Here is a 13,620-nt window from a genome sequence, read left to right on the forward strand (position 1 = left end):
CGTCCTTACGCGAACTGCTTGCCGAAGGCTTCGAGCGCGGCCTTGGTCTTGTCCGCGACTTCGCCTTCGAACTTCTTCGAGGTGCGGATTTCGGCCAGCACGTCACCGTGTTCGCGGCGCATGAAGTCGAGCATCTGCGCTTCGTATTCGTTGACGCGGTTCACCGGAATGGCATCGAGGAAGCCGTTGGTGCCGCCGTAGATCGACACGGTCTGCTCTTCGAACGGCATCGGCGAGAACTGCTTCTGCTTCAGCAGCTCGGTCAGCCGCGCACCGCGGTTCAGCAGCTTCTGCGTGGCCGCGTCGAGGTCAGAGCCGAACTGGGCGAAAGCCGCCATTTCGCGATACTGCGCAAGGTCGAGCTTCATCGAGCCCGAAACCTTCTTCATCGCCTTGGTCTGGGCCGCACCGCCCACTCGCGACACCGACAGGCCGACGTTAATCGCCGGACGGATGCCCTGGTAGAACAGGCCGGTTTCGAGGAAGATCTGGCCGTCGGTGATCGAGATCACGTTGGTCGGAATATAGGCCGACACGTCGCCCGCCTGGGTTTCGATGATCGGCAGCGCGGTGAGCGATCCGTGGCCGTTTTCCTCGTTCATCTTCGCCGCGCGCTCGAGCAGGCGGCTGTGGAGATAGAACACGTCGCCGGGGTAAGCTTCGCGGCCCGGAGGACGACGCAGCAGCAGCGACATCTGGCGATAGGCGACGGCCTGCTTGGAAAGGTCGTCGTACACGATCACGGCGTGCATGCCGTTGTCGCGGAAGAATTCACCCATCGCACAGCCGGTGTAGGGCGCGAGGTACTGCAGCGGGGCGGGCTCCGAAGCGGTCGCGGCGACGACGATCGAATATTCCATCGCGCCGTTTTCTTCGAGCTGCTTGACGATCTGCGCGACGGTCGAACGCTTCTGGCCGACCGCGACATAGACGCAGTAGAGCTTCTTCTTCTCGTCGTCGCCCTGGTTGGCTTCCTTCTGGTTGATGAAGGTGTCGATCGCGACGGCGGTCTTGCCGGTCTGGCGGTCACCGATGATCAGTTCGCGCTGGCCGCGGCCAACGGGAACCAGCGCGTCGATCGCCTTGAGGCCGGTCTGCACGGGTTCCGACACGGATTCGCGCGGGATGATGCCCGGTGCCTTCACTTCGACGCGGCGGCGCTCGGTGCTTTCAATCGGGCCCTTGCCGTCGATCGGATTGCCCAGCGCGTCGACCACGCGGCCCAGCAGGCCCTTGCCGACGGGCACGTCGACGATGGTGCCGGTGCGCTTTACCACATCGCCTTCGCCGATTTCGGAGTCCGAACCGAAGATCACGACACCGACATTGTCGGCCTCCAGATTGAGGGCCATGCCCTGCACCCCGTTGGCGAATTCCACCATCTCGCCGGCCTGCACCTGATCGAGGCCGTGGATGCGGGCGATACCGTCACCCACCGACAGCACGGTGCCGGTTTCGCTGACTTCGGCCTCGGTGCCGAAATTGGCGATCTGGTCCTTAATGACCTTCGAGATTTCTGCGGCGCGGATTTCCATGGTTCTTCCTTTAAGCCTTCATGGCCTGGGCAAGCGAGTTGAGACGGGTGCGGATCGAGGCATCAATGCGCTGCGAGCCGATGGTAACGACGAGACCGCCAAGCAGGTCGGGATCGACCGAGGCGGACAGCATGACAGTGCGGCCTTCGCGCGCGGTCAGCTTTTTCTTGAGCGCGGTCAGCTGCGTGGCCGTCAGCGGGTGGGCGCTGGTGACCGTGGCCGACACTTCGCCGCGCTGGGCAGCGGCGATCGCCTTGAAGGCGGAAATGATCGCGGGCAGCTTTGCCAGACGGCGGTTGGCCGACAGCACGCCGAGGAAATTGGCGGTCAGCGGCGACAGCTTCAGCTTCTTGGCGACAGCGGCCATCGCACTGCCCTGGGCAGCACGCGAAAGCTCGGGGTTGGTGGTCAGCGCGACCAGATCGGCCGATTCGCCGAGCGCGGCCGAGAGCGTTTCGAGATCGCTCTCGACAGCCGTGACCTTGCCGTTCTCGCTAGCGAGATCGAACAGGGCCGAGGCGTAGCGTCCAGCCAGGCTGGCCTTGATACCGGCGGAAATATCCACGCGCGTGCAGTCCTCTTGCGAAGCTTCGATGAGTAATTGCTTGGGCCTCGGGTACAGGGCGAGCGGAGAGGCTGCCCGCAAGGCTGGCGCGCGCCTAGCAACAGATTCCCGTTCCTGCAAGCCGGTGGACGGGATTCTCTGGACACGGCGGCTCGTGCGGGACAGATTGCGCGTAACGAGGCGGCAATCGCCCGAGGGAGAGGATCGATGGAAATGACGGCGATGGCTCCGCGTTGCGGGGTCGAGATTTCGGGCGTGTCGCTTAGCCGGTGCAGCGATGCCGATATGGCGGCGATCAAGCAGGCGATCTACGAACACGGCGTGGCGGTGTTCCGCGATCAGGACTTCGTACCGGAGGATCATATCGCCTTCGCCAAACGCTGGGGCGGGATCGACCTGAATAACTACTTCCCGCTCGATCCGCGCTGGCCGGAAATCGCACTGGTGAGCAAGGCGCCCGACCAGACCACCAATATCGGCGGGGCGTGGCATACCGATCATTCCTATGATCAGATCCCGGCAATGGGATCGATTCTTGTCGCCCGCGTGCTGCCGCCGGCAGGAGGCGATACGCTGTTCGCCCACATGGGCGCAGCCTACGACGATCTGGACGACGACACCAAGGCCGCGATCGAGCATCTTGAGGCGTTCCACACCGCCGACCATGTCTACAAGGCGGATGGCCTTTATTCGCAGACCGATCAGGGCAAGAGCCTGCGCGGGCAGGATCTGAAGACCGGCGCGGTGCACCCGGTGGTGATCCGCCATCCGGTTACGGGCCGCCGGCTGCTCTATGTCAACGGTGCCTTCACGATCAATTTCGTCGGCCAGACCCGCGAGGAAAGCATGCCGCTGCTGTCAAAGCTGCTCGCCGCCGCAGTGAAGGAGGACAACCAGTGCCGCGTGGTGTGGAAGCCGGGCACGGTGGCGATCTGGGACAACCGCACAACCTGGCACAACGCGCTCAATGATTATCACGGTCACGCGCGCGAAATGCATCGCATCACGCTGAGTGGCGAGGCGCTGGCGGCCTAGGGTGCCGGTGTGGCGGAGTCTGTGCAGGCGACAGTGACACCTTTCGCGCAATCTTCCCGGCGAATGTCCTCGTAGGCGGCGAGAACGAAACTCTCCAGCCGGGTCCCGGGATCATTGGGCCGCATCGCATAGAGGCCGCGCAGATAGGCACGATCAACGGCCGTCAGTTCCTGCGGCGCTTCCAGGGGATCGAGGTCGAACAGGTTGAGAATCGAATCCGCCGGATTTTCCTCTTCGAATTCGACTGTGGGCTGTGGCTCGGCGAGCAGTCGCATCGTCGCAAAGTCCGCGATCTGATCGAGGTGAACCCCATCCAGCCGATCGACATCGAAGACAAGGACGGAAAGCACGCGTTCGAGGCTGAAAGGGATCTTGAACCGCGAGACGCCGCTGCTCGACGTCGTCGGGACTGCCTGGCCGGCGCTTGCGGAAAGGGCTTCGGCGCCGGTAATTCCTGCGCCTGCGAATGTCCCGCTCTGGAGAAGCGGCCTGCCCCGCGCATCGGCAATCCGTGACAGTGACCATCCGATCGCGACATCGCCGCGTCGCTGCGCCGCCTTGATCTTTCGATTTACGCCCGCGTTGAAAAGGCGGGGCTGCTCCTCGCGAAGTCTTTCTATCAATTGTCCGGGGCGCCTGACGATGATCACCAGTGCATTATGCTCGCAGCCGGGCTCTGCGACGTGGAAGCCGGCCGTCCGGGTGTTCTCCTCAATCCGGGCAGCGACTTGCGCGCCGAGGGTTTCACCCAAACCCGAGACCTGAAGGCATAGCGGCGCCTGAAAGCGTGTCAGAGGCCTGCTGAAAGTGCGCCCGCGCATCGCCACATCGCGCAGGGCATCGCGCAGTTCTTTTCTCTCCAGCTCCTTCTCACCCTCAACGATGATCGGATTGCCTTCACGGCCTTGCAGATCTTCGCCGATCTCGTCGACATTCTGCGCTTGCGCGGGAAGGGCGAGCAGTGCAGCAATGATTGCAATAGGGCCAAGATGGCGCCTGACGCTCACGATCCTTCCTCTGCCTCGCCAGCCTGATAGGCGGCCAGGGCGAACCCGCCGAGGCGGCTGCTCCAGGCGTTGGGCTCCATCGTGTAGAGTCCCTTGAGATAGGCCCGGTCAAGCGCGGTCAGTTCTGCCGGTGCCTTGCGCGGGCCAAGTTCGAACAGGCTGAGGATGGTGGGCACATCGTTCGATGTCGCCGCGACATCCGCACGCGGTGTGGCCAGCAGTTGGACGGTGGCATAGTCTGCCAGCTGGACGAGATGCACATCGTCCAATTTTCGCACGTCGAACATAACCACCGACAGATCCTTGGACCGGCTGAAGGGCACCTTTACCCGCGAAGGCGAGAAGGCATCGGTCTGCGGCCAAGCGAAGTTAGCATTGGCGGCGACCACCAGCCCGCCCGGCAGCGCCGCATTGCCCACCAGCGGCGCACCGCGCGAATTGCGCAGGCCGCCCAGGCTCCAGACGATTGCCGGACGGTTGGTGCGCAACTGCGGCTCGATCTGGCGAATGCTCGCCACGCTGAACATCTGCGGCTTTTCCTCGCGCAGGCGGGCGACCAGCCGTTCGGGCCGGTTGACGACGATCACCAGCGCGTTGGTCTCACAGCCGGGCTTGCCGGTTTCCAGTCCCGCGGCCAGCGCATTGGCGCGGATACGGTTGCCGACTTCACTGCCCAGAGTCTCGCCGAGCCCCGCTACATGGACGCACAGGGCGTCATGAAAACGCGGGATCGGATCGAAGGGGGATCGGCGCTGGAAGATCTCGCGCACCCCGTCCTTTACCTCGGCAGCGGTCAGCGGGCGTTCGCCGACCACCTCGATCGTGGACAGGTCTTCGGTGCGGATGTTGACGGTATCGCGCTGGGCGGAAACGGCCCCTGGCGCAAGTACCAGAGCAAGCGCAGCAAGGCCGGCACCAAGATTTGGACGAATTGCCATGACATCATCCCGTTTTATGCTTGGATTATAGGGATATAATGTCTCTTGCCAGATGAATGCCGGATTAAGGCGCGCCCCCGCTTTGACGGGCGACGCAATCAAACACCAACCTTTCGTTCGGCCGATCGGGCAGCAGCGCAACCAGCGCGGATTGCTGTTCGCCTAGCGTACGCGCAGCCTCGCTTACCTGACAGGCGGGCGGAGTGTACTTGCCGCGGGCGGCGACCACTTTCGCCATATCCGCCTGCCCCAGCAAATAACGGTCGGTGCGGAATGTGCGGGTGGCCGGATCATAAGTGTTGACCGCGACCGCAGCCTCGTCCTCCAGCACCAGCACGCGGCTCCATTCGCCGCCTGCCGAAAGGCCGTATTGCGTGCGCCCGTTGACGCAGCCATCGGCGTTCCAGTCCAGCGCGACGTCGTCGGCGCGCGCGCTGGTGACCCGGCTGCGGTCGGGCAGGAAGGAACATAGCAGCGCCCCGTCGGCGGCCTGCGAAGGCGCACCGGCAGCGCTACCGCCTGCGTCCCCGTCCTTTTCTGCCTCGGCAAGGGCAGCGGCCACGCGGTCCTCGATCTCGGCAAGGCCAGGCCGGGTGAGCCACAGCAGCCCAGCAATAATCACCGCCGCGCCCGCCGCGCCTGCCGCCAGTCCGGCGCGCTTGCTGGTGGCCGGATCGCGCCGCCACTGCACGGCGGCCGCCCCGCTGCCGACTGCAACCAGCAGCGCGATCAGGGCCAATGCCATGGCGTTCTCGCGCGCCTCGAGCACTTCCATCTGCGCCGTCAGGCGCGCCTTTTCGCGCACCTCGCCCAGCCGCGCCGCGCGTGCGGCCAGCCGCTCGCGCGCGTCGCTTTGCGCCGCTTCGAGCCGCTGGCGTTCCTCGGCATTGAGCTCGTCGATCGAACGGCAGGGCAGGGCGTTGGTTACCGGCTCGACCTTGTTGTCGCGGAGGAACGGCAGCAATTCGCGCAAGGAAACCGCAAAGTAGAATTCGGCATCCCCGCTATCCGAATCCGCGCCGAAGGAATTGACCCCGAGCACTCGTCCGCACCCGTCGAGCAGCGGGCCGCCCGAATTGCCGCGCGCGATCGGGGCGGTGTGGAGAATGGTGTCGAATTGGCGGCTGGGCCGCTCGCCCGACAGGAAACCGCGCGATTTGACCGGCGGCTGGGCGCGGAAGATGTCGTCCATCGTCAGGCCCTGTGCCAGATCGACATTCATCGGATAGCCCACCGCCCAGACTTCGCCCAAATCGCGTCCCACGCCGCCCGCCAGCGTCAGTGGTGGCAGACGCAGCGTGCCGCGGGCGATTTCGATCAGCGCCAGATCATTGCGCGGCGAAACCGCGATCACCCGCGCGAAAGTGCCGCCTTCGCCCTCGCTCGGCACCACGCCGATGCGCAGCGTATCGTCCTGCAAGGCTTCCTGAATGACATGGGCATTGGTGACGATCCGCGTCGGACTGACGGCAAAGCCGCTGCCATGGGTGACGGGCACCAGCGCGCCGTTATTGTCCCCGATCACCACCACGCGCACGACTCCGCGCGCAGCGGCGTCGATGTCGCCGGGATCGGCGGCCAGCGGGGCGGCGAGGGCAGCGATAAGCAGCGCAAGGGCGCGGAACATGAGGCGCATGGGCAGGGCTTATAACGCCTTTTGCGCGGCGCGCGAGATTGAACGCAAGACTTGGGGGGTGCGGCAGGGCTTTCGTTCTGGCAGAGTGTTTCACGTGAAACATTTGCAGAACATTACTGACGAGGAACGCTGGCAGGCCGTGCTGGCCAAGGACCGCAGCTATGACGGCGCCTTCGTCACGGGGGTGCATTCGACCGGCATCTATTGCCGCCCGTCATGCCCGGCGCGGGCCCCTTTGCGCAAGAATGTGTGCTTCTACGCGAACCCGAAAGAGGCTGAAGAGGCTGGCCTAAGATATTGTAAATGCTGCTCTCCTGATCACCAGAGCGCGGAAGAGGCCTGCGTGCTGGCCGCCATTGCCGCGATCCGCCGGAACGGCGCAATGACGCTGGAGGCGCTCGCCGATCTTACCGGTTACACCCCCACGCATTTCCAGCGGCTGTTCACCCGCAGCGTCGGCCTGTCCCCTGCCGCCTTCGCCCGCGCACTGCGCGAGGAGCGCGTGCGCGATGCGCTGAGTTCGGGGGAAAATGTGGCGAGATCGCTCGAACTTGCGGGCTATTCGGGGGCAAAACAGTTCTACGCGCAGACAAAAGGCAGGCTGGGCATGGCGGCGAGCGATTGGAGCAGGGGCGGCGCGGGCCGCGTGGTGCATTGGGCGGTGCTGGACACCTCGCTGGGGGACATGCTGGTGGCGGCGACCGACAAGGGCGTGTGCTGTCTGGCCTTCGGCGAAGGCGAGGCGGAACTGCGCGCCCGTTTCCCCAAGGCGCAGCTTGAGCCTGCGGGCGAGGATTTCCGCGATCTCTTCGCGCAGGTGCTGGCGGCGGTCGAACAGCCGGGAACGGGTTCTGCGGCAATTCCGCTCGACGTCAAAGGCACGGCCTTCCAGCAGCGGGTGTGGGAAGAATTGCGCCGCATCCCTTGTGGAGAGACGCGCAGCTATGGCGAGCTTGCCGCTGCCCTCGGCAACCCCAAGGCATCTCGCGCGGTAGGCGGGGCCAACGGGGCGAATAATGTCGCGGTGCTGATCCCCTGCCACCGCGTGATCGCCAGCGATGGCACGCTTGGCGGCTATGCCTATGGCCTTGCGATCAAGGCGGAACTGCTGCGGCGCGAGGGCGCGGACTGATCAGCCTTGCGGATCAGGTTCGCCGCCCGGCGCGAAGGGTTCGGGCGCGGGGGCCGTGTCTTCGCCCTGTGCCGGGCTCTGGCCCACACCGGTGCCGGTTCCCATATCCTCGATCAGGATCGGATCCTCGACTGTGCCATCGCCGTCGCCCGAGGGATTGAACAGGACGATGATCGCCAGCATGCCGAGCAGCGCGATCAGGGTCGGCCACAGCCATTTGCTGCGGGGGGAATTCGGGTTGGTTGCGGGTGTGACCATAATGGCCTCCTGTTCTTCAATTATGCGGCGGCGCAGGTGGCACCGCGCGCCTGTCTCTGAACGAACGGGCCGCGCCTGCGGGGCGTTCCGGTTTTTCGGTTGAAGCGAGGCACCGGCGCGATGCGGCGAGCCGGGCGAGGGCGTTTCAAGCACGCGCCGACGGGCCGCTGGTCAAAGCAAAGTTATTGATAACAAAGACGCAGGAAGAACAAGGCCTCGCCCGGAGCGGTTCAGCACACCGTCTTGCCGACACAGGATTGGACGCTGCGCTCCCTGTTCCTGATGCCACTATAATACGTCCTGTCATCATCGTCCGACGATCGTCGGTCGGCGACGTATCTCGGGCCGAAAGTCAGCCCCAATGGCCGCCCGGCATCGTCGAGTTGAAGAACCGCAGTCCGCCGCCCGCCGGATCTGGTCTTGTTCTTGTACAGGTAGATGCTGAAATTTCCGGCGACCATGGTCCTCGACAAGCGGAAGCTCCCGCCGACATAGGGCGCCAGTCGGGCCTCATCGAAGCTGTCGAGATAGATCAGACCGTCCAGCGTTGCGTCCCCGCCGCTCACCACCGCCTCTGCAAAGGCGCGCAGCAGGGGGCGGACCGATGGCAGATCGGATCTTGCCTGCGCGATCGCGGTCGGCTGCGCGCCTTCCAGCGTGCGATTGATCGCAAAGCCGATAAGCCTGCCGTCCTCGTTGAAACGCACCGCTGTCGATCGGGCGATTTCGCCCGAAGGATGATCGGCAGGGCAGCGCCAGTCGAAGATCACGAAACTGGCGGCACCCCCTCCACGCACGGTCGCAGGACAGCCCGCCAGTTTCTCGAGCTCGGCATATTCTTCCTTGCTGAGCGGCGGCAGCAGCTCTTTCTGGATGTCGCTTTGCCCTTCGAAAATGGCATTGGCGAGTTTCGCCGCCGTCACCGAATAATCGTCAGCCCAAGCGGTGCTTGCCGAAACCAGCAGCAGGAAAGCGATCACAGAACGGAACCGGTTTGGCATGTTTCCTTCCCCCCACGGTCAGACACGCAGGCGCGAGTATACATGACCGGCGTCGGGATGCGAATCGGCCGGGGGGGGAGGGCGGCCTCAATCCAGCTTTGGCGGCATTCCCGGTTCGCAGTTGGCCATTGCTTGTCTGTAGGCAGGACGTTCGCCGATGCGCTTCAGATAGGCCTTGAGGTTCGGCAAGTGGTCGATGGCCATGCCGCTCATCGCGCGGCTGGTGGTGAGCTGGAAACCCATCATGATGTCCGCCGTGGTGAGTTGGCTGCCGCCGAAATACTCCGCCTCGCCCAGCCGCTTTTCGACGATCGCCCAGCCTTTCTGCACCCGGTCGGCAACGAAGGGAGGCAACTCGCTCGCGCCCATGAACTGGGCAACCAGCGCCATCATGCCGTTGGTCATGAAGGTGGCGTTGGCCCAGTGATAGTAGAACAGGTGATCGGCGAAGTCCGGATGATCGGGGCCGGGGACAAGGGCGGTGCCGGGCGCATATTTCGCCACGATCCAGTCCATGATCGCGCCGCTTTCCCCCAGCACGAAGTCGCCATCGGTAATGACAGGCGCAATGCCCATCGGGTGCAGCGCCTTGTATTCATCAGGCGCGAGCCGATTGTCGGTGCGGCGATTATAGAGCTTGAGGTCGTAATCCAGCCCCAGCTCCTCGGCCAGCCAGACGATGCGTTCGGATTGCGACAGGCGCAGGTGGTGGATGGTCAGCATTTCTCGGCCTCTCCCGTTTCGTTTCGCGCCCATCCTTTGCGGGCGGGGATAAGAGAGTCGAGAAACTTTTCCGCGCTTGTCCGATATTCGGCCTTCTTGGCCTCGCCCATCCGGTCCCAGGTGGCGAAGATGCGGCCGATGCGGTGATTGCTCTCCAGCCTTTCGCGGTTGCGCTCCATGAAATGCCAGTAGAGCGGATTAAAGGGGCAGGCGCCGTCGCCGGTCTTCTGGCTGACCTTGTAACGGCACTTGCCGCAATAGTCGGACATCTTGTTGATGTAGTTGCCGGACGCCGCATAGGGCTTGGTCGCCAGATTCCCGCCATCGGCGTAAAGCACCATCCCGGCGACATTGGGCAGCTCCACCCATTCGAGGGCATCGGCATAGACCGCCAGATACCAGTCGGCGACGTCCTGTGGATCGATCCCTGCGATAAGGCAGAAATTGCCGAGCACCATCAGCCGCTGGATGTGGTGCGCGTGCGCGTCTTCCCGCGTGGTGCGGATGCAGTCGGCAAGGCATCGCATGTCCGTCTCGCCCGTCCAGAAGAATTCGGGCAGCGGCCGCGTTGCATTGAGCTCGTTGGCCTCGGCCAGCCCCGGCATTGCATGCCAGTAGAACCCGCGCACATATTCGCGCCAGCCGATGATCTGGCGGATAAAGCCTTCGACCGAATTCAGCGGCGCGCGGCCAGCGCGGTATTCTTCCTCGGCGCGCTGGCACAGCTCCAATGGCTCCAGCAGCCCGATATTGAGGCTGGTGGACAGCATCGAGTGGTAGAGATCGTCCTCTCCATGCACCATCGCATCCTGATAGGGGCCGAACTTGGCAAGGCGGCGCGCGAAGAAGGCATCTGCCGCCTCCAGTGCCTGTTCGCGCGTGACCGGCCAGCCGAAGGGTTCGAGATCGCCGAAGTGATCGGCAAACCGCTCACCGACGAGTGCAATCACCTCCTGTGTGATGTCGTCGGGCGCGAATTTGGGAGCGGGCGGCGCTTTCAGCCCTTCCTTGGGCGGTTCGCGGTTGTCGGCGTCGTAATTCCACTCGCCGCCTTCGGGCTTGCCGTCATCGCGCATCAGCAACCCGGTTTTCCTGCGCATCTCGCGGTAGAAATATTCCATCGTCAGATGCTTGCGACCCTCGGCCCAGTCGCGGAAGTCGGCATGGGTGGCGATGAAGCGGGTGTCGGGCAGGATGCTGACGGGGCAGGGCAGGCGGCCCTCCCATTCATCCATTGCGCGGGCCACGCGCCATTCGCCGCTTTCGGTTACGCGCAATTCTGACGGGGCGCGGCGTTCGCAGGCGCGCGCCACCTCGCCGGTGAAGCTGCCGGTATTGTCCGGATCATCCAGCGTGACGTAATCGACCGTGAAGCCTTCTGCCCGCAGTGCCTCGGCAAAATGGCGCATGGCCGCAAAGATCAAGACGATCTTCTGCTTGTGGTGCTTCACATAGGTCGCCTCATCCCACACCTCCATCATCAGGATGACGGTGTTGTCGGGGGAGAGACCATCAAGGCTGGAGAGATTGCGCGAAAGCTGGTCGCCAAGGATCGGCACGAGAACGGGAGAGGTCATGCGGGGGTTACGCAGAGCGCCCCCTTTCGGTTTCCTCAAACGAAGGAATAGGGGTCGATATCCACGCCCACTCGCACGCCGGGGGCAAATTGCACCGCGCCGATCCAGTCGCGCAAGCAAGCCTGCAGGTTGGCGCTGCGCCGCGCGTTGACGAGGAAGCGATAGCGGTAACGCCCGCGCAGCAACGCCAGCGGGGCGGGGGCGGGGCCGAGGATCTGCACATCGTCCAGACGCGGGCGCGCATCGCCCAGCCGCACCGCCGCCTCGCGCGCTTCCCGCTCGTCCTCCGAGGACAGGATGATCGCCGCCCAGCGACCGAAGGGCGGCGCGCCCGCATCGCGGCGGGCCTCCGTTTCGGCAGCGTAGAAGGCGTCGCGGTCACCATCGGCCAGCGCGGCGATGACGGGCGCATCGGGGTGGCGGGTCTGGATCAGCACCTCGCCCGGCTTGGCCCCGCGTCCCGCGCGCCCTGCGACCTGTGCGACCTGCGAATAGGTGCGCTCGGCCGCGCGCAGATCGCCGCCTTCAAGCCCCAGATCGGCATCGACCACGCCCACCAGCGTCAGTTCGGGAAAGTGGAACCCCTTGGTGACGAGCTGCGTGCCGATGATGATGTCGATCGCCTTGTTCTCGGCCTCGGCGATGAACTGCGCGGCGCGTTCGGGGGTGTTGAGCGTGTCCGAGGTGGCAACCGATATCCGCGCTTCGGGGAAGAGGTCGCGCACCTCGTCGGCGATACGTTCCACCCCCGGCCCGCAGGCGACCAGGCAGTCGCTCTCGCCGCATTCGGGGCAGGCATCGGGCACCCTCGTTTCGAACCCGCAATGGTGGCAGGCAAGCCTCGAGGACAGCCGGTGTTCGACCAGCCATGCGCTGCACGAAGGGCATTTGAACCGGTGCCCGCAATTGCGGCACAGCGTCAGCGGGGCATAGCCGCGGCGGTTAAGGAACAGCAGGCTCTGTTCGCCCTTGTCCAGCCGATCACGCAAGGCATCAACCAGCGGCCCGGCGAGCCAGCGCTGGCTGCCCGGTTTCTCCTCGGTCAGATTGATAAGGCGCACCGTGGGCAGGCTCGCCCCGCCGAAACGGCTGGGCAGGTCGAGCTTCTCGTAAATGCCCTGCGCCGCCATATGCAGGCTTTCCAGCGCGGGCGTGGCGCTGGCGAGCACGACGGGAATGGCTTCGAACCGCGCGCGCATCACCGATACGTCGCGCGCGTTGTATCGCACCCCGTCATCCTGCTTGAAACTGATCTCGTGCGCCTCGTCGACGACAATCAGGCCGAGATTGGCATAGGGCAGGAACAGCGCCGATCGCGCGCCCACAACGACCTGCGCCGATCCGTCGGCAATCGCCCGCCACGCGCGGCGCCGTTCGGTCGATTTAAGCGAGGAGTGCCACAGCACCGGCGCCGCGCCGAAGCGGGCGGCAAAGCGCGCGAGAAAATTCTCGGTCAGCGCGATTTCGGGGAGCAGGACGAGCACCTGACGGCCAAGCCTGAGCGCCTCGGCCACGGGTTCGAAATAGGTCTCGGTCTTGCCCGATCCCGTCACCCCGTCGAGCAAGAAGGGGGCGAATTTGCGCGCGGTGACCGCCGCCACCAGCCGCGCGGCGACGGCCGATTGTTCAGGCGAAAGATCGGGCGGGGCATGTCCGGGATCGGCGGGCGTATAGGGGCGATCGATGGCGACGGTGACCGGCTCGATCACCCCCTGATTGACGAGGCCGCGCAGCACCCCTTCGGAAACACCCGCGATGCCCGCCAGTTCGCGCATCGTGCCCTGTTCGCCCTCCAGCGCCTCGATCGCGGCGCGGCGCTGCGGCGTCATGCGTTCGGGGGTTCCGCCCGAAAGGCGGTATTCGGTCATCGTCGCCGGCCCGCCCAGCGCGCCGCCGCTGGCCAGCGCCATGCGCGCCACGCTGGCGAGCGGGGCGCAGTAATAGTCGGCAGTCCATTCGATCAGCCGCCGCAGCGGGGCGGGGAGCGGCGGTACAGGCAGGACTTCGAGAATCGGGCGCAGCCGCTCGAAAGCGATTTCCGCGCCCGGCAGGCGCCCTTCGTCCCAGACGATGCCCGTCACCTTGCGCGGCCCCAGCGGCGCGATCACCACGCTGCCGGCAGGCGCGTCCACCCCCTCGGGCAGCCGGTAATCCAGCGGCCCGAGCGCGGCGTTGAGAACGAGGAGGCGAACGCGGTTCATCTTGGGGTTATA

At 64.9% G+C, this 13,620-nt stretch carries 11 protein-coding genes and 1 pseudogene; 2 read left to right on the forward strand and 10 right to left on the reverse strand.

The annotated features are described in order from the left end of the window. Window positions 1-5 precede the first annotated feature (5 nt). Window positions 6-1,535, reverse strand: a complete 1,530-nt coding sequence (gene atpA / locus OIK40_RS07870; protein ID WP_273677591.1) for a F0F1 ATP synthase subunit alpha — start codon at window positions 1,533-1,535, stop codon at window positions 6-8. A 10-nt stretch (window positions 1,536-1,545) separates the two neighbouring features. Then, window positions 1,546-2,100, reverse strand: coding sequence for a F0F1 ATP synthase subunit delta (locus OIK40_RS07875; RefSeq protein WP_273677592.1), 555 nt, complete (start codon window positions 2,098-2,100; stop codon window positions 1,546-1,548). 207 nt (window positions 2,101-2,307) lie between these two features. Between OIK40_RS07875 and OIK40_RS07880 the strand changes: the two genes are divergently transcribed. Beyond that, a complete protein-coding gene (locus tag OIK40_RS07880; protein ID WP_273677594.1) occupies window positions 2,308-3,135 on the forward strand; it encodes a TauD/TfdA dioxygenase family protein in 828 nt (275 codons plus the stop codon). Here the strand turns inward: OIK40_RS07880 and OIK40_RS07885 are convergent. The 3 genes from OIK40_RS07885 to OIK40_RS07895 all read right to left on the reverse strand — a co-directional run bounded on the left by OIK40_RS07885 (window position 3,132) and on the right by OIK40_RS07895 (window position 6,716). Beyond that, a complete protein-coding gene (locus OIK40_RS07885; protein ID WP_273677596.1) occupies window positions 3,132-4,142 on the reverse strand; it encodes a hypothetical protein in 1,011 nt (336 codons plus the stop codon). The two genes, OIK40_RS07880 and OIK40_RS07885, sit on opposite strands and share 4 nt — an antisense overlap. Continuing rightward, the gene (locus OIK40_RS07890) at window positions 4,139-5,080 is read right to left on the reverse strand and encodes a hypothetical protein (protein WP_273677598.1); all 942 of its coding nucleotides are present in this window, start codon (window positions 5,078-5,080) and stop codon (window positions 4,139-4,141) included. Before OIK40_RS07890 ends, OIK40_RS07885 begins: the two co-directional genes overlap by 4 nt. A gap of 64 nt (window positions 5,081-5,144) precedes the next feature. After that, window positions 5,145-6,716: a S1 family peptidase gene (locus OIK40_RS07895; protein WP_273677600.1), complete on the reverse strand. Its 1,572-nt coding sequence runs from the start codon at window positions 6,714-6,716 to the stop codon at window positions 5,145-5,147. Between the two features lie 94 nt (window positions 6,717-6,810). On the opposite strand from OIK40_RS07895, the gene ada reads away from it, so the two are divergent. Further along, the gene (ada, locus tag OIK40_RS07900) at window positions 6,811-7,848 is read left to right on the forward strand and encodes a bifunctional DNA-binding transcriptional regulator/O6-methylguanine-DNA methyltransferase Ada (RefSeq protein WP_273677601.1); all 1,038 of its coding nucleotides are present in this window, start codon (window positions 6,811-6,813) and stop codon (window positions 7,846-7,848) included. On the opposite strand, the gene OIK40_RS07905 is transcribed toward ada, so the two are convergent. From OIK40_RS07905 to OIK40_RS07925, 5 genes and pseudogenes are all read right to left on the reverse strand, one after another. Next, entirely contained in the window at window positions 7,849-8,106 is a 258-nt protein-coding gene (locus OIK40_RS07905) for a hypothetical protein (RefSeq protein WP_273677602.1), read from the reverse strand. A gap of 230 nt (window positions 8,107-8,336) precedes the next feature. Next, window positions 8,337-9,107, reverse strand: a complete 771-nt coding sequence (locus OIK40_RS07910) for a hypothetical protein (protein ID WP_273677604.1) — start codon at window positions 9,105-9,107, stop codon at window positions 8,337-8,339. Between the two features lie 156 nt (window positions 9,108-9,263). Then, a pseudogene (locus OIK40_RS07915) lies at window positions 9,264-9,863 on the reverse strand (glutathione S-transferase family protein); the annotation flags it as partial. Next, complete coding sequence (locus OIK40_RS07920) at window positions 9,824-11,407, reverse strand: cryptochrome/photolyase family protein (protein WP_273677606.1); 1,584 nt, start codon at window positions 11,405-11,407, stop codon at window positions 9,824-9,826. The gene OIK40_RS07920 and the pseudogene OIK40_RS07915, both read right to left, overlap by 40 nt. Window positions 11,408-11,442: 35 nt before the next feature. Then, on the reverse strand, window positions 11,443-13,608 hold the full coding sequence (locus tag OIK40_RS07925; RefSeq protein WP_273677608.1) for a primosomal protein N': 2,166 nt from the start codon (window positions 13,606-13,608) through the stop codon (window positions 11,443-11,445). Between the last annotated feature and the right edge of the window lie 12 nt (window positions 13,609-13,620).

This window comes from Erythrobacter fulvus, assembly GCF_028595285.1.
In the GTDB taxonomy this organism is placed as follows: domain Bacteria; phylum Pseudomonadota; class Alphaproteobacteria; order Sphingomonadales; family Sphingomonadaceae; genus Erythrobacter; species Erythrobacter fulvus.